General features: G+C 68.9%; 17 protein-coding genes. 9 read left to right on the forward strand and 8 right to left on the reverse strand.

Annotated features, from left to right (window positions below; genetic code table 11):
* The first annotated feature begins 80 nt into the window (after window positions 1–80).
* From M9917_RS07370 to M9917_RS07390, 5 genes are all read left to right on the forward strand, one after another.
* Complete coding sequence (locus tag M9917_RS07370) at window positions 81–851, forward strand: ABC transporter ATP-binding protein (RefSeq protein WP_297252292.1); 771 nt, start codon at window positions 81–83, stop codon at window positions 849–851.
* Window positions 838–1,584: an ABC transporter ATP-binding protein gene (locus tag M9917_RS07375; protein WP_297252294.1), complete on the forward strand. Its 747-nt coding sequence runs from the start codon at window positions 838–840 to the stop codon at window positions 1,582–1,584. The genes M9917_RS07370 and M9917_RS07375 overlap by 14 nt, the downstream gene beginning before the upstream one ends.
* 61 nt (window positions 1,585–1,645) lie before the next feature.
* Window positions 1,646–2,848, forward strand: a complete 1,203-nt coding sequence (locus M9917_RS07380; protein ID WP_297252296.1) for an ABC transporter substrate-binding protein — start codon at window positions 1,646–1,648, stop codon at window positions 2,846–2,848.
* A gap of 169 nt (window positions 2,849–3,017) precedes the next feature.
* Window positions 3,018–3,905, forward strand: a complete 888-nt coding sequence (locus M9917_RS07385) for a branched-chain amino acid ABC transporter permease (protein ID WP_297252299.1) — start codon at window positions 3,018–3,020, stop codon at window positions 3,903–3,905.
* An 11-nt stretch (window positions 3,906–3,916) separates the two neighbouring features.
* Window positions 3,917–4,903 carry a branched-chain amino acid ABC transporter permease gene (locus tag M9917_RS07390; protein WP_297252301.1) on the forward strand — a complete coding sequence of 329 codons (987 nt, stop codon included), beginning with the start codon at window positions 3,917–3,919 and terminating at the stop codon, window positions 4,901–4,903.
* Between the two features lie 71 nt (window positions 4,904–4,974).
* On the opposite strand, the gene M9917_RS07395 is transcribed toward M9917_RS07390, so the two are convergent.
* Window positions 4,975–5,505 carry an isochorismatase family protein gene (locus M9917_RS07395; RefSeq protein ID WP_297252303.1) on the reverse strand — a complete coding sequence of 177 codons (531 nt, stop codon included), beginning with the start codon at window positions 5,503–5,505 and terminating at the stop codon, window positions 4,975–4,977.
* 217 nt (window positions 5,506–5,722) lie between these two features.
* Between M9917_RS07395 and M9917_RS07400 the strand changes: the two genes are divergently transcribed.
* Window positions 5,723–7,189 carry an MDR family MFS transporter gene (locus M9917_RS07400; protein ID WP_297252305.1) on the forward strand — a complete coding sequence of 489 codons (1,467 nt, stop codon included), beginning with the start codon at window positions 5,723–5,725 and terminating at the stop codon, window positions 7,187–7,189.
* Between the two features lie 117 nt (window positions 7,190–7,306).
* Entirely contained in the window at window positions 7,307–7,852 is a 546-nt protein-coding gene (locus M9917_RS07405) for a DUF1269 domain-containing protein (RefSeq protein ID WP_297252307.1), read from the forward strand.
* Window positions 7,853–7,860: 8 nt separating this feature from the next.
* Here M9917_RS07405 and dapD read toward each other — a convergent pair whose 3' ends face one another.
* From dapD to M9917_RS07435, 6 genes are all read right to left on the reverse strand, one after another.
* A complete protein-coding gene (gene dapD, locus M9917_RS07410) occupies window positions 7,861–8,703 on the reverse strand; it encodes a 2,3,4,5-tetrahydropyridine-2,6-dicarboxylate N-succinyltransferase (protein ID WP_297252309.1) in 843 nt (280 codons plus the stop codon).
* A 62-nt stretch (window positions 8,704–8,765) separates the two neighbouring features.
* Window positions 8,766–9,524, reverse strand: a complete 759-nt coding sequence (cobF, locus tag M9917_RS07415) for a precorrin-6A synthase (deacetylating) (protein WP_297252311.1) — start codon at window positions 9,522–9,524, stop codon at window positions 8,766–8,768.
* Between the two features lie 7 nt (window positions 9,525–9,531).
* Window positions 9,532–10,572: a TRAP transporter substrate-binding protein gene (locus M9917_RS07420; protein WP_465246339.1), complete on the reverse strand. Its 1,041-nt coding sequence runs from the start codon at window positions 10,570–10,572 to the stop codon at window positions 9,532–9,534.
* Window positions 10,573–10,591: 19 nt separating this feature from the next.
* Window positions 10,592–10,810, reverse strand: coding sequence for a hypothetical protein (locus tag M9917_RS07425; RefSeq protein WP_297252315.1), 219 nt, complete (start codon window positions 10,808–10,810; stop codon window positions 10,592–10,594).
* 90 nt (window positions 10,811–10,900) lie between these two features.
* Complete coding sequence (locus tag M9917_RS07430; RefSeq protein WP_297252317.1) at window positions 10,901–11,641, reverse strand: M48 family metallopeptidase; 741 nt, start codon at window positions 11,639–11,641, stop codon at window positions 10,901–10,903.
* A 44-nt stretch (window positions 11,642–11,685) separates the two neighbouring features.
* The gene (locus tag M9917_RS07435) at window positions 11,686–12,987 is read right to left on the reverse strand and encodes a polyhydroxyalkanoate depolymerase (RefSeq protein WP_297254765.1); all 1,302 of its coding nucleotides are present in this window, start codon (window positions 12,985–12,987) and stop codon (window positions 11,686–11,688) included.
* Between the two features lie 177 nt (window positions 12,988–13,164).
* Here M9917_RS07435 and M9917_RS07440 point away from each other — a divergent pair, with 177 nt between their 5' ends.
* Both M9917_RS07440 and M9917_RS07445 read left to right on the forward strand, forming a co-directional pair.
* The gene (locus M9917_RS07440; protein WP_297252318.1) at window positions 13,165–14,511 is read left to right on the forward strand and encodes an ActS/PrrB/RegB family redox-sensitive histidine kinase; all 1,347 of its coding nucleotides are present in this window, start codon (window positions 13,165–13,167) and stop codon (window positions 14,509–14,511) included.
* A gap of 32 nt (window positions 14,512–14,543) precedes the next feature.
* On the forward strand, window positions 14,544–15,110 hold the full coding sequence (locus tag M9917_RS07445; protein WP_297252319.1) for an ActR/PrrA/RegA family redox response regulator transcription factor: 567 nt from the start codon (window positions 14,544–14,546) through the stop codon (window positions 15,108–15,110).
* 6 nt (window positions 15,111–15,116) lie between these two features.
* On the opposite strand, the gene M9917_RS07450 is transcribed toward M9917_RS07445, so the two are convergent.
* The gene (locus M9917_RS07450; protein ID WP_297252321.1) at window positions 15,117–15,590 is read right to left on the reverse strand and encodes an MmcB family DNA repair protein; all 474 of its coding nucleotides are present in this window, start codon (window positions 15,588–15,590) and stop codon (window positions 15,117–15,119) included.
* Window positions 15,591–15,617 lie beyond the last annotated feature (27 nt).

Raw genomic sequence — 15,617 nt, forward strand, 5'->3', positions numbered from 1 at the left:
TCCGAAGCGCGGTGCAGCATGCCATGCAAGGGAAGCCGTTCAAGCAAGAACGATAAAGCTGATGAAAGCCGGTAACCGGAATGCCTGAGGATATTATTCTTTCAACATCAGGTTTGACCAAGGAATTTGCCGGCTTTACAGCTGTGAGCGGCGTCGATCTCAGCGTGCGCCGCGGGACTATTCATGCCCTGATCGGGCCGAACGGCGCAGGCAAGACGACTTGCTTCAACCTGTTGACGAAATTCCTGGCGCCGACCCGGGGTTCCATCGTCTATAACGGGCGCGACATCACCCGCGAGAAGCCGGCGGAGATCGCAAGGCTGGGGCTGGTGCGCTCGTTCCAGATCTCTGCGGTGTTCCCGCAGCTGCCGGTCAAGACCAATGTCCGCATCGCCCTGCAACGGCGCAAGCGCGGCGACTCCTTCGATTTCTGGCGCTCCGAACGGGTGCTGAAGGCGCTCGACGCCGAGGCCGAGAGCCTGGTCGAGGCGGTCGGCCTCACCCCCTTCCTCGGCCTGACCGCGGGCGAGCTCTCCTATGGGCGCAAGCGCGCGCTCGAGATCGCGACGACGCTGGCGCTCGATCCGGAGATGCTGCTGCTCGACGAGCCGATGGCCGGGATGGGCCGCGAGGACGTCGATCGCATCGCGGCGCTGATCCGCAGGATCTCGAAGGACCGCACGATCCTGATGGTCGAGCACAACCTCTCGGTCGTCGCGTCGCTGTGCGACCGCATCACCGTACTGGCGCGCGGCCAGGTGCTGGCGGAGGGCGACTACGCCACCGTCTCGAAGGATCCGCGCGTGGTCGAAGCCTATATCGGCTCGGGAGGCGGCCATGGCCATCACTGAGGCCCCGAGGACGCCGGCCGCCGCCGCCGGCGCCGCCCCGCTGCTCGAGGTGCGCGGGCTCGAAGCCTGGTACGGCGAATCCCATGTGCTGCACGGCATCGATTTCGACGTGCCCGCGGGCGAGGTGGTGACGCTGCTCGGGCGCAACGGCGCCGGCAAGACCACGACGCTGAAATCGATCATGGGCGTGATCGCCAAGCGCAAGGGCTCGGTCGTGATGGAGGGCAGGGAGACGATTCAGCTGCCCTCGCGCGCGATCGCCCGGCTCGGCATCGGCTTCGTGCCGGAGGAGCGCGGCATCTATTCCTCGCTCTCGGTCGAGGAGAATTTGATGCTGCCGCCGCAGGTGCGCCCCGGCGGACTTTCGCTCGAGGCGATCTTCACGCTCTTCCCCAACATCCGGGAGCGGCTCAGGAGCCAGGGCACGAAACTCTCCGGCGGCGAGCAGCAGATGCTGGCGATCGCGCGCATCCTGCGCACCGGCGCGCATCTGCTCCTGCTCGACGAGCCGACCGAGGGGCTCGCCCCCGTCATCATCGAGCAGATCGGCGCGACCATCGCGAAGCTGAAGCAGGACGGCTTCACCGTCATCCTGGTCGAGCAGAACTTCCGCTTCGCCCAGACGGTCGCCGACCGGCACTACGTCGTCGAGCAGGGCAAGGTCGTCGACATGATCCCCAATGCCGAGCTCGACGCCAATATCGACAAGCTGCAGCGCTATCTCGGGGTCTGAAGCCGTGCAGATCCTGAGAAGAACACCGGCCCGGCCCGCATCCAACAGAGGGAGAACGACCATGAAGCTGAAGACCATCCTCGCGACGACCGCGCTCGCGGCCCTGATGGCGAGCCCCGCCCTGGCGCAGCAGATCTCGGTCAAGGCCGGCGTGCTCAACGACCGCTCGGGCCTCTATGCCGATCTTTCCGGCGAGGGCTCGGTCATCGCCGCGCGCCTGGCGGTGGAAGATTTCAAGGCGGCGGAAAAGGGCATCAAGGTCGATATCGTCTCGGCCGACCACCAGAACAAGCCCGATGTCGGCTCGACCATCGCCCGGCAATGGTACGACCAGGACGGCGTCGACCTGATCCTCGACGTGCCGACCTCCTCGGTCGCGCTCGCCGTCAGCCAGATCAGCAAGGAAAAGAACAAGGTCCACATCAATTCCGGGGCCGGCTCCTCGGACCTGACCGGCAAGGCCTGCAACGCCAACACCATCCACTGGACCTACGACACCTACGCGCTGGCGCAGGGCACGGGCGGGGCCATGGTGAAGGCCGGCGGCGACAGCTGGTTCTTCCTGACCGCCGACTACGCCTTCGGCCATGCGCTGGAGCGCGACGCCAGCGCCACCGTCACCAAGGCGGGCGGCAAGGTCCTGGGCGCGGTGCGCACGCCGTTCCCCGGCACCGACTTCTCCTCCTTCCTGCTGCAGGCGCAGGCCTCCAAGGCCAAGGTCATCGGGCTCGCCAATGCGGGCACGGACACCACCAACGCGATCAAGCAGGCGGGCGAGTTCGGCATCGTCGCCGGCGGGCAGAAGCTCGCGGGGCTGCTCGTCTTCATCAGCGACGTCCATGCGCTCGGCCTGCAGGCGGCGCAGGGGCTCGTCCTGACCGAATCGTTCTACTGGGACAAGGACGACCAGACGCGGGCCTGGTCGGAGCGCTTCGCCAAGCTCAACGGGGGCAAGAAGCCGACCATGGTCCATGCCGGCGTCTATTCCGGGCTGCTGCATTACCTGAAGGCGGTCGAGGCGGCCAAGAGCAAGGATGCGGGCGCCGTCGTCGCCAAGATGAAGGAGATGCCGACCGACGATCCGCTGTTCGGCAAGGGCTCGATCCGCCCCAACGGCCGCAAGATGCACGACATGTATCTCTACGAGGTCAAGAAGCCCTCCGAGTCGAAGGGGCCGTGGGACTACTACAGGCAGATCTCTGTCCTGCCGGCCGAGCAGGCCTTCCAGCCGCTGGCCGAGACCGGCTGCGCGCTCGTCAAGTAACCGGCGTCCAACCCTCCGCCGTCATTCCCGACAAGCCGCGAAGCGGCGCCGATCCGGAATCCATCATGAAGCAAACCTGCCTTTCGATGGATTCCGGGTCTCCGCTTCGCTGCGCCCGGAATGACGCGCGGCGTTCCGTGAATACATCCAGATGATCTGAGCGCCCCGCATGTTCGAGCTTCTCGGAGTCCCGCCGCAGGCGCTGTTCGGCCAGGTCTTGCTCGGCCTGATCAACGGCTCGTTCTACGCCATCCTCAGCCTCGGGCTCGCGGTGATCTTCGGGCTTTTGAACATCATCAACTTCACCCATGGCGCGCAATACATGATGGGCGCCTTCGTCGCCTGGATGTGCCTGAACTATCTCGGCGTCAACTACTGGGCGGCGCTCATCGTCGCGCCGATCGTCGTCGGCGCGACCGGCGTCGCGATCGAGCGGCTCCTGCTCAAGCGCATCGCCCATCTCGACCATCTCTACGGGCTCCTGCTCACCTTCGGCCTGGCGCTGATCATCCAGGGCCTGTTCCGCAACCAGTACGGCGCCTCCGGCCTGCCCTATGCCATCCCGCCGCAGCTTTCCGGCGGCCACAATCTCGGCTTCATGTTCCTGCCGAACTATCGCGCCTGGGTGATCGCCGCCTCGCTGATCGTCTGCCTCGGCACCTGGTTCCTGGTCGAGAAGACCAAGCTCGGCGCCTACTTACGCGCCGCGACCGAGAACCCGACCCTGACCCAGGCCTTCGGCATCAACGTGCCGCTCCTGGTGACGCTGACCTACGGCTTCGGGGTGGCGCTCGCCGCCTTCGCCGGGGTGCTCGCCGCGCCGATCTACGCGGTCAACCCGAACATGGGCGGCGACCTGATCATCGTCGTCTTCGCGGTGGTGGTGATCGGCGGCATGGGCTCGATCATGGGCGCGATCGTCACCGGCTTCTCGCTCGGGCTGATCGAGGGCCTGACCAAGGTGTTCTACCCGGAAGGGGCCGCGACGGTGATCTTCGTCATCATGGTGCTGGTGCTCCTGGTGAAGCCCGCGGGCCTCTTCGGCCGCGCCGCCTGAAGGACGACGCCATGACCGATCTCGCCACCTCCGAAGCCTCCGGCCTCACCCTCACCGAGACCGACGACGGCGCGGCGCGCCTGCACCGCAACATCTTCGTCGCCATCGCCGCGCTGCTGGTGGTCGCGCCCTTCGCCGTCTATCCCGTCTTCGTGATGAAGGTCCTTTGCTTCGCGCTGTTCGCGCTCGCCTTCAACCTCCTGCTCGGTTATGGCGGGCTGCTCTCCTTCGGCCACGCCGCCTATTTCGGCATGGCGAGCTATGTCTCGGCCTACACCGCCAAGAACTGGGGCCTGACGCCGGAGCTCGCCATCCTCTCCGGCACCGCGGTCGGCGCGCTTCTCGGCCTCGTCTTCGGTGCGCTCGCGATCCGCCGCCAGGGCATCTACTTCGCCATGATCACGCTGGCGCTGGCGCAGATGGTGTTCTTCTTCTCGCTGCAGACGCCGCGCTTCACCGGCGGCGAGGACGGCATCCAGGCGGTGCCGCGCGGCAGCTTCCTCGGCCTGATCAGCCTCGCCGACGACCGCACCCTCTACTGGCTCGTCGCCGCGATCTTCATGGCCGGGCTTCTCCTGATCTACCGCATCATTCATTCGCCCTTCGGCCAGGTCTGCAAGGCGATCCGCGACAACGAGCCGCGCGCGATCTCGCTCGGCTACCGCGTCAACCGCTACAAGCTCGCCGTCTTCGTGCTCTCGGCCACGCTCGCCGGGCTCGCGGGGGCGACCAAGGCGATCGTCTTCCAGCTCGCCTCGCTCACCGACGTCTACTGGACGATGTCGGGCGAGGTCGTGCTGATGACGCTGGTCGGAGGGCTCGGCACCGTCTTCGGGCCGATCGTCGGCGCCGCCGTCATGGTCGCGATGCAGAACTACCTCGCAACCCTCGGCGCCTGGGTCACCGTCGTCCAGGGCATCGTCTTCGTCGTCTGCGTGCTGCTCTTCCGCGAGGGCATCGTCGGCGTCATCGCGAAGGCGATCCGCAAGCCGCTCTGACCCGCTCCGTCATTCCGGGGTTTCGCGCAAGCGACGCGCCCCGGAATGCGGAGGGGGCGTCCCGCCGCCGCTCAGCGGATCAGCTTCGAGATCGGCTTGAACTGCGGATGCTCGGCGCTGCGCAGCCATTCGAACAGCACCATCTCGGTGGTGACGATCTCGGCGCCGTGGCGCGCCATGCGGGAGAGCGCGGTCTCGAGCGATCGCGGCGCGCGCGAGCCGATCGCGTCCGCCACCACGACGACGCGGCGGCGATGCTCGAGCAGGGTCATGACCGTCTGGCCGACGCAGACATGCGCCTCGCAGCCGCAGACCACCAGTTCGCGATCCCCCGCCACGGCTTCGAGGAAGGCGGGCTCGGCACAGGCGTCGAAGCTCATCTTCGCGATCGCCGGCCCCGCTTCGGCCAGAGCGGGGACCGTCGCGCCGAGGCCGCGCGGATACTGCTCGGTCCTGACCATGGGAACGTCGAGGAGGCGCGCCGCCTCGGCGAGGCGGCCGGCATTCAGCAGCATCGTCTCGCCGTCATGGATCGCCGGCAAGAGCTTCTCCTGGATGTCGATGACCACCAGCATCGCGTTGTTCATGGTGAGCAGCGGCATGGCCGGTCTTCCTCGTCTCGCCGTCGGGCGGGCCTCATAGCGCGCGCGGCGCGCGCTTTCGTCAACCCGGGAGTGTCCCCGGGCGTGTCCTCGCGAGCGTCTCGCGCCTCGCCCCGCCCCCGCCGCAGGTCCGCCCCGCCGCCCACGTCTCTGGCGCATGGCGCACGCTGTCATTAACCTCCGCCATTCCTCAGACGCCGGCGAGATGACAGTTTGCATGGATAAGCGGCTCGATACACAGCATGAGGCCGCCCCGCTGACGGCCGCGGATATCCGCTCGATCCTGGTTGGCGTCATGCTGGCGATGTTCCTGGCCGCGCTCGACCAGACGATCGTCGCGACCGCGCTGCCGACGATCGGGCGCGATCTCGACGACGTCACGCATCTGTCCTGGATCGTCACGATCTACCTGCTCGCCTCGACCGCGGTCACGCCGCTCTACGGCAAGCTCGCCGACATCCATGGCCGGCGGGTGACGCTCCTGTCCGGCATCATCGTCTTCGTGATCGGCTCGATCGCCTGCGCGCTGGCGCCGTCGCTGTGGCTGCTCGTCGTCGCGCGCTTCGTGCAGGGGCTGGGCGGCGGCGGGCTGATCGCGCTGGCGCAGACCGTCGTCGGCGACATGGTGGCGCCCAAGGAGCGCGGGCGCTACCAAGTCTATTTCGCCAGCGTCTTCATGTCCTCCTCGCTGCTCGGCCCGGTGCTCGGCGGCGCCGTCGCGGAGCGGCTGCACTGGTCGGTGATCTTCTGGATCAACCTGCCGCTCGGGTTTTGCGCATACTGGCTGTCGAGCGGGGCGCTGAAGCGGCTGCCGCGCTACGAGCGCCCCCACAAGCTCGACGTGCTCGGCGCTATGCTGATGACGCTGGCGACGATGTCGCTCCTGCTCGCCCTGTCCTGGGGCGGCACCGCCTATCCCTGGCGCTCCTGGCCGATCGCCGTGCTGGTCGGCGCCGCCCTCGTGCTCTGGGGCCTGTTCGCCTGGCGCCTGCGCCGGGCGGCCGAGCCGCTGATCCCGCTCGATATCCTCGCCAACAGCGTCGTGCGGCACAGCACGATGGCGGCCGGCTTCGGGGTCGGCACCTTCATTGGCCTCACCATCTATCTGCCGCTTTATTTCGAGACGGTGATGGGCCTCAGCGCCACGCAGTCCGGCCTCTGCCTCCTGCCGCTGACCTGCGGCACGGTCGTCGGCGCGAGCACGTCCGGCCGGGCGATGACGCGCCTGACCCATTACAAGCGCGTGCCGCTGGCCGGGCTTGCCGTCGCCTGCGCCGGGACAGGCGTGCTCGCCGCCTTCGCCGGCGGGCTTTCGCTCGTGCCGTTCTGCGTCCTCCTGGCGACCGTCAGCATCGGGCTGGGCACGCTCTTTCCGGTCGCGACGGTGTCGACCCAGAATGCGGTGCAGGCCCATCAGCTCGGCACGGCGACGGCGGTGGCCAATTTCTTCCGCCAGACCAGCGGGGCGCTGATCGTCGCGGTGTTCGGCGCGATCGTGCTCGGCGGCGTCGGCGCGGCCGGCGCGCATCTCTCCCACGAGGCGCTGAAGCTCGGCACCGTCGACCACGAGACCATGGTGACGCTGTTCCGCTATGTCTTCGGCGCCGCGAGCCTCGGCTTCGCGCTCGCCTTCCTGTCGCTCGCCCGGATGGAGGAGTTGCCGCTGCGTGGCCGCGCGGCATAGACCGCCGGGCGATCGCGGCGAATGGTGCGGCCGGAACCGCCGGCGCCGGCCGCGCGTTGCCTTGAGCCCGCCATCCGGACGGGCCAGCATGCCGGCATCCCGAGCAGGAGTTTTGCCATGTCCGATCTCGTCGTCATCGTCTATCCGACCGAGGCCCGCGCCGAGGAGATGCGCCAGAAGCTCATCGGCCTGCAGAAGGACTATCTGCTCGAGATCGGCGACGCCGCCATCGCCGTGATGCACGAGGGCGGCAAGGTGAAGCTCAACCAACTGATGAACACCACGGCGCTCGGCGCCGTCTCCGGCTCTTTCTGGGGCCTGCTGATCGGCGCGATCTTCCTGATGCCGGTCTTCGGCGCGGCGCTGGGCGCGGCGTCGGGCGCGCTCGGCGGGGCGCTGACCGATTACGGCGTCGACGACAAGTTCATGAAGGAGCTTTCCGCCAGCCTCCAGCCCGGCAACGCGGCGCTGTTCGTGCTGGTCAACAAGATGACCGGCGACAAGGTGCTGGACGCGATCCGCGGCACAGGCGGCACCGTGCTCAAGACCTCGCTCGACCGCTCGCGCGAGCAGAAGCTGCGCGACGCGCTGGCCGATGCCCATGGCGCCACGCCGGCCTCCGACGCGCCGCAGGGCAGCGGCGCGCCCTCGCCGGCAGGCTGAGCGCGGCTTCAGTCCCTGAGCAGCTCGTTGATCCCGGTCTTGGAGCGGGTCTGCGCATCGACCGTCTTGACGATGACGGCGCAGGAGAGGGCGGGGCCGGGCGTCCCGTCCGGGAACGGCCTGCCGGGCAGCGAGCCCGGCACCACCACCGAATAGGGCGGCACCTTGCCGATATGGACCTGGCCGGTGGCGCGATCGACGATCTTGGTCGAGGCCGAGATGAAGACGCCCATCGAGAGCACCGAGCCCTCGCCGACGATCACGCCCTCGACCACCTCGGAGCGGGCGCCGATGAAGCAGTTGTCCTCGATGACGGTCGGGTTGGCCTGCAGCGGCTCGAGCACGCCGCCGATGCCGACGCCGCCCGAGAGATGCACATTCTTGCCGATCTGGGCGCAGGAGCCGACCGTCGCCCAGGTGTCGACCATGGTGCCGGAATCGACATAGGCGCCGATGTTGACGAAGGAGGGCATCAGCACGACGCCAGGCGCGATGAAGGCGCCCTTGCGCGCGGCCGCCGGCGGCACGACGCGGAAGCCCGCGGCACGGAAGCGGTCCTCGCCCCAACCCTCGAATTTCGAGGGCACCTTGTCCCAGAACACGGCCTCGCCCGGGCCGTTGGCGATGACCCGATTGTCGGTCAGGCGGAAGGAGAGCAGCACCGCCTTCTTCAGCCATTGATGCACGACCCAGTCGGCGCCCTCTTTCTCGGCGACGCGGGCCTTGCCGGAATCGAGCATCTCGATCGCCTGCTCGACCGCCTCGCGCACGGCGCCTCTGGTCTCAACGCCGATCTCGGCCCGGTTTTCCCAGGCGGCGTCGATGGTCTGGCTGAGATCGGCATGGGACATCGGGTCGGCTCCGGCGCTTCCAGAAAGATCGGCGCGAGCGATGGCGGATGCGGACGCTCGCGTCAAGCCGGGCGGCGACGCAGCAGATAGGTGTCCATGATCCAGCCGTGCCGGGCGCGCGCCCGCGCCCTCAACGCGGCGATCTCGGCCGCGAGCGCGGAAAGCGGGCCGGCGCGCAGGATCTCGTCGGCCGTGCCGAGATAGGCGCCCCAGAAGATGTCGAGTCCGTCCGGGTCGATCCCGGCGAAAGCCTCAGCCCCGTCGAGCATGACGACGACGCTGTCCTGATCGGCCGGGAAGCCCGCCGCCAGCCGGCGGCCGGTGGTGATCAGGACCGGCGCGCCGATGGTGTTGAGCGCGATGCGGTGGCGCGCCGCCAGCACCTGGACGCTGCTGATGCCGGGATAGACCCGCCAGTCGAGGGCAAGGCCCGACGCCGCGACGCGCTCCATGAGGCGCAGCGTCGAATCGTAGAGCGCGGGATCGCCCCAGACCAGCAGCGCGCCGGTCTGCCCGTCCTCGAGCTCGGCCTCGAACAGGGCGCGGTAGCGCGCCGCGATCAGCGCGTGCCAGTCGTCGACGGCGCCGCGATAGTCGCCCTCCGCCTCGGCGCGGCGCGGGATCGCGACCGGGACCGTGCGGTAATCGGGCTTGCGGATGAAGCGGGCGCAGATGGCTTCGCGCAAGGCGCGCAGGCCCGCCTTCTCCTCACCCTTGTCGGGGATGAACAGGACATCGGCGCGGTTCAGCGCCGCGATGCCCTCGAGCGTCATATGCTCGGGATTGCCGGCCCCGATGCCGATGATGAGGATCTCGCGCATGCCGGGTTCAGGGGCTCCGGGCGATCGCCTCGACCCGCTCGATGCCGCCGAGCTCGGGCGCGAAGCGTGCCCAGACCTGGCGCGCGCCCGCCTGCCAGCCGGCGCGGTCCTCGGCCGGCACCACCCTGCCGCCTTCGGCGGCGGCCTGCGCCATCGAGGCGTCCTCGTCGGCCCGCATCAGGGCGTCGAAATAGGCTATTCCCTCCGCCACCGCCGCGGTGAGCGCCTCGCGGTCCGGCGGCGCCAGCGCCTTCCAGAAGGGGGCGGCGAACATCACGACGCCGCTCGCCCAGATATGGCCAGTCTCGATCAGGATCGGCACGACCTCGTACAGGTGGAAGCCGGCATAGGCGGATTTGGTCAGGTCCATGCAGTCGACCACGCCGGTCTTCAGCGCGTTGTAGGTCTCCGGGATCGGGATCGGCGTCGGATAGGCGCCGAAGCTCGACCAGAGCGCGGTGTGCAGCGGGCTCTGGATGACGCGGATGCGCTTGCCCGCGACGGAAGCCGGGGTGGTCAGCGGCTCCTTCGCCAGCAGGTGGCGGGCGCCGTAGTTGATGAAGCCCGGCACGATGAAGCCCTGGGCCTCGTAGCGCGCCTTGAGCTCGCTCCCGAGCGGGCCTGCCAGAACACGCGCGAGATGATCGCGGTCGCGGAACAGGAAGGGCAGGTCGAGGATCTGCCCCTCCGGCACCCAGCCGGAGAGGGCGGAAACCGTCGAGAGCGCGGCCTGGATCGAGCCCAGCCGCAGGCCCTCGGTGACCTCCTTCTCGCCGCCGAGCGCCGCATTGGGCACGATCCGCAGGTCGAACCGCCCCGGCGCGGTCCGCGCCAGGATCTCGGCGACGCGCCGCCAGATCCTGGTCTCCGGCTTGTCCTCGCCCAGCAGCGAGGCGACGGTCACGGGCCGGCCGGCGGCAGCTGTGCCACCGGCCCCGAGGAGGGCCGGCGTCGCGACGAGGCCGCGGGTGAATCGGCGACGGGTGATCGGCAAGGCGGGCCTCCTTTCCGCGAGATGACGCGAAATGCCCGCCGCCGCAAGAGGCATCGAACCCCGTCGGCGGCGATCAGCTGCCGAGCTCGGCCTCGATCTCGGCGTCGAAGGCTTGCGCCAGCATCGCCCGGCAGGCCTCGGCCTGCTCGCGCGCCGAAGCGAGCCCGATATGGGGCAGGATCTCGGCGAGGTCGCGCAGGGCGAAATCGACGGCGGACAACAGGCCGAGCGCCGGTTCGTTGGCGGTGGCGGCCGGCTGCGGCGGAAGGCGGAACGCGATGACCTGACCCATAGGCATACTCACGCTGGCGGCGAATCGGCGTCCAGTGTGAGGGAGCAGGGCTCAGAAAGTGGTTAACGGCGAAATTGCGGCAGGGCCGGCTCAGCCATAGCCGTGCAGGCCCGCGCCGTGGCGCTTCAGCCAGGCCTCCGCTTCCTGCGTGTGGGGGCAGAGCCGGTGCGTCAGCGCCCAGAAGCGGTGGGAATGGTTCATCTCCTTCAGATGCGCCACCTCATGGGCCGCGAGATAGTCGAGCACCGATGGCGGCGCCAGGATCAGGCGCCAGGAGAAGCTGAGATGCCCTTGCGAGGAGCAGGAGCCCCAGCGGCTCCTGGTGTCGCGGATGGCGATCCCGCGGGCGGGGATGCCGAGCGTCGCGGTGTGGCGGCCGACCGCCTTCTCCAGATCCTCGAGCGCGAGCCGCCGCAGGAAATCCCTGACCCGGCGCGGCAGATGGGCCGCTTCGCCCGCCACCGCGATGACAGGCGCGCCGTCGCCGTCGCGCGTCGCCCGCGTCAGCCCGCGCGCCTTCGCCCCATGCACGATGCGATGGGGCACGCCGCGCAGCGGAATCACCTCGCCGGGCGCGAAGGGGACCGCGCGGGGGCGCTTTGCCATGCGCGCGGCGATCCAGCCGCCATGGTTTTCGGCAAAGGCCCGGCCGGCGGCGAACTCGGCCCGCTCGGGCAGGGTCAGCGTGATCTCGCCCGTCGCCTGCGAGACGCGCAGGGTCATCCGCCGCGCATTGGCGCGGCGCTTGATCAGGACGGGATAGAGCGTGCCGGCATGCACGACCTCGATCCGGTCGGGGTCCGGCTGGCGCCTGAACAGGGAGATGCGCATCGCCCGCGATTGTGCGGGATTCGCGGGCGATGGGAAAGTGGCTGTCAGCCAGCGATCCTGAGCGCCTTGCGCTGCTCGCGGGCGCTGCCGTCGCGGCGCTGGGCCGCCGCCTCCATGTCGAGGCTGACCATGAAGTCGGAGATGCGCGGCTGAATCTCGGAGCGGAAGCGCGAGCCGTTGAAGACGCCGTAATGGCCGACCTTCGGCTGAAGGTAATGGACGCGCTTGTCGTTGGGGATGTTGACGCAGAGATCGTGCGCCGCCCGGGTCTGGCCGACGCCGGAGATGTCGTCCATCTCGCCCTCGACCGTCATCAGCGCGACACGGCGGACGGCCGCAAGATCGACCGGCCTGTCGCGATGCATCATCTCGCCCTTGGGCAGGGCGTGCTTGACGAAGACGGTGTCGACGGTCTGCAGATAGAACTCGGCTGTGAGGTCCATCACCGCGAGATATTCGTCGTAGAACTCGCGGTGCTTCTCGGCGGAATCGCCGTCGCCGCTGACGAGGTTCTTGTACATCTCGTAATGGGCGGTGACGTGGCGGTCGATGTTCATCGCCATGAAGCCCGAAAGCTGCATGAAGCCGGGATAGACCTGCCGGAACGCGCCCATATGCGGGAAGGGGACGACGGTGATGCAGTTGCGGCGGAACCAGTCCGTGCCGCGCTCCATCGCCAGGTTGTTGACGGCGGTCGGCGAGCAGCGCGTGTCGATCGGGCCGCCCATCAGCGTCATCGAGCGCGGCGCGCAGGGGTCGGACTCCGCCTCCATCCGGGCGATCGCGGCGAGCACCGGCACCGAAGGCTGGCAGATCGCCATGACATGGGTATCCGGCCCCAGCGTCTGGAGCATGGCGATGACGTAGTCGATATAGTCGTCGAGGTCGAAGCCGCCCTCGGAGAGCGGCACCAGGCGGGCATCGACCCAGTCGGTGATGTAGACCTCGTGGCCGGGCAGGAACGCCTCGACCGTTCCGCGCAGCAGCGTGCTGTAATGGCCCGACATCGGGGCGACCATCAGCACCTTCGGCTGCGGCTTGCGGCGGCGGCCGGTCTGGCGGTCGAAATAGACCAGCTTGCAGAAGGGCCGTTCCCAGACGACCCGCTCCTCGACGGCGACCTTGACGCCGTTGATCGTGGTCTCGCCGAGGCCGAAGGCCGGCTTGCCGTAGCGGCGCGTGACGCGCTCGAACAGCTCGCAATTGGCGACCACGGTGCGGCCGAACGGCGTATAGGTCAAAGGATTGGCCGGATTCCTGAAGGCCAGATGCATCGCATCCGAAACCCCGCGGACCGGGCTCACCATCATGTGAACCGCTTCATAGGCATGATAGGCAAACGACATGATGGCCCCGTGCATGCGATCCAGATCCTTGCGGGCGCAGCATGCGATGATGCGCCGCACCATCGTACCTTACGTCGAATTTGTTCTCATTCAAGCCGGCTAAGGCTAAGATTTTCTTACGATGTGGACGAAGCTGAAAAAAACCTGCCCCGGCCCCGCGCGGAAGGCCCCCGGGCCGTGACGTTTCCGGAACTCGCCGCCCCCGCCCCGGCGCGCCTGGGCCGCCATCTGCGCCTCGACACGCTGATCATGCTGCGCTGGCTCGCCATCGCCGGGCAGAGCCTGGCCGTCGCCGGCGTGCATTTCGGCCTCGGCTTTCCGCTGCCCTTCGGCTGGTGCTTCAGCGTCATCGCGGTCTCCGCCTGGCTCAACATCGCGCTGCGCATCCGTTTTCCCCTGAGCCACCGGCTGAGCGACAGGGCCGCGACCGCGCTGCTCGGCTTCGACATCGCCCAGCTCGCGGCCCTGCTGTTCATGACCGGGGGCCTGCAGAACCCGTTCGCGATCCTGTTCCTCGCGCCGGTGATGATCTCGGCGACCGCGCTGCCGCCGCAGCGCACGCTGCTGCTCGGCCTGATGGCGATCGGGCTTGCGACCCTGCTCAGCGCCTACCACCTGCCGCTGCCCTGGGCGGGCGGGGACCGGCCGGTGCTGCCAGCCTTCTACCAGCTCGGCAACTGGGCGGCGCTGGTGCTCGGCCTTTCCTTCACCGGCATCTATGCATGGCGTGTCGCCAAGGAGGCGCGCGACCTTTCCGACGCGCTTGCCGCGACCGAGCTCGTGCTGGCGCGCGAGCAGCACCTCTCGCAGCTCGACGGGCTCGCCGCCGCCGCGGCGCATGAGCTCGGCACGCCGCTCGGCACCATCGCGCTCGTCGCCCGCGAACTGACCCGCCTCGCCCCGCCCGAGGGCGAGATGGCCGAGGACATCGCGCTCTTGCGCGAGCAGGTCGAGCGCTGCCGCGGCATCCTCGGCAAGCTGTCGAGCCTGCAGGACGAGGATGGCGGCCCGCTCGGCCGGCTCTCGCTTCGCCTGCTGATCGAGGAGGCGGCCGGGCCGCAGCGGCCCTTCGGCACGCCCTTCGAGATCACCATGGCGGGCGAGAAGCCGGAGCCGGTCTGCCGGCGCAACCCCGGCATGATCTATGGTCTAGGCAACATCGTCGACAACGCGGTCGATTTCGCCCGCTCGACCGTGACGATCGCGGCGGAATGGAGTGGGAGCCGGGTCGTGCTGACGATCGCCGACGACGGGCCGGGCTTCCCGCCCGCCGTGCTGATGCGGGCGGGCGACCCCTATCTCTCGCGCGGCGCGGGCGAGGGCCGCGCCGGCGGCGGGCTGGGGCTCGGCCTGTTCATCGCCAAGACCCTGCTGGAACGCGGCGGTGCCGTGCTCGAGTTCTCGAACCGGCCGGCGAGCGGCGCCGCGATCAAGATCACATGGTCGCGCGCGGATTTCGAGGCCGATCTGCCGCATGACAGGGGTACCCAGGCGGAAATATCCGCCTTACATGAAGCTGATTGATGCGCGCGGGCAGAAGCGGCAAGGAGAATGCGATGCAGGATGCAGCGAGCGAGACCGACCGGACCGGCCCTGCCGCCGACATGTCCCTTCTCCTGGTCGACGACGACAAGCCGTTCCTGACCCGCCTTGCCCGCGCCATGGAAGGCCGCGGCTATGCCGTGCGCATCGCCGACAGCGTCGCGGCGGGGATCGCGGCGGTCGAGGAGGCGGCGCCGGCCTTCGCCGTGATCGACCTCAGGCTCGGCGACGGCAACGGCCTCGACGTCATCGCGCGGCTGAAGGAACGCCGGCCCGAGGCGCGCGGCGTGGTCCTGACCGGCTACGGCAACATCGCGACCGCCGTCAGCGCCGTGAAGCTCGGCGCCTTCGACTTCCTGGCCAAGCCCGCCGATGCCGACGAGATCCATGCCGCGCTCGCCGCCCAGCGCGACGCCCGGCCCCAGCCGCCGGAAAATCCGATGTCGGCCGACCGGGTGCGCTGGGAGCATATCCAGCGCGTCTACGAGCTGTGCAGCCGCAACGTCTCGGAGACGGCGCGCCGGCTCGGCATGCACCGGCGCACGCTGCAGCGCATCCTGGCCAAGCGCGCCCCGCGCTGACGACCTTCAGCCCCGGCCGTCCGGATCCTCGACCAGGGCGAGCCGGCCCGAGGCCAGCCGCGCCAGCGCGATCGTCAGCATCTTGCGCCGCGCCGGGCTCAAGGGATGGCGCGGGGGAGCGCGCATCAGCTCGCCGCCATAGGCGTCGGCGACGATCAGCCCGACATCCTCGGGCAGGATCTCGCGCGGGAATTCGGGCGCCACGGCGAAGAGGAAGCCGTCGCAATAGTCGCGGTAATCCGGCCATTTGCCGTCGATGCGATAATCGGCGAGGCCGGACTTGACCTCGACCACCCAGAGCTCGCCCGCGGGCGAGAGCGCGACGATGTCGCCGCGCCGGCCATTGGCGAAGGTCATCTCCCTGACGACGGCATAGCCCAGCTCGCGCAGATGGCGGGCGGCGCCCCGGCAGACCATGCGCGTGATATCGGGCCGCGCCGAGGGCGGATCGAGGACGGAATCCGGAAGGGACATGGACATATGTTCCCTCTTTGTTTCAGGGAAGGC

The organism is Bosea sp. (in: a-proteobacteria) (assembly GCF_023953965.1).
Classification (GTDB): domain Bacteria; phylum Pseudomonadota; class Alphaproteobacteria; order Rhizobiales; family Beijerinckiaceae; genus Allobosea.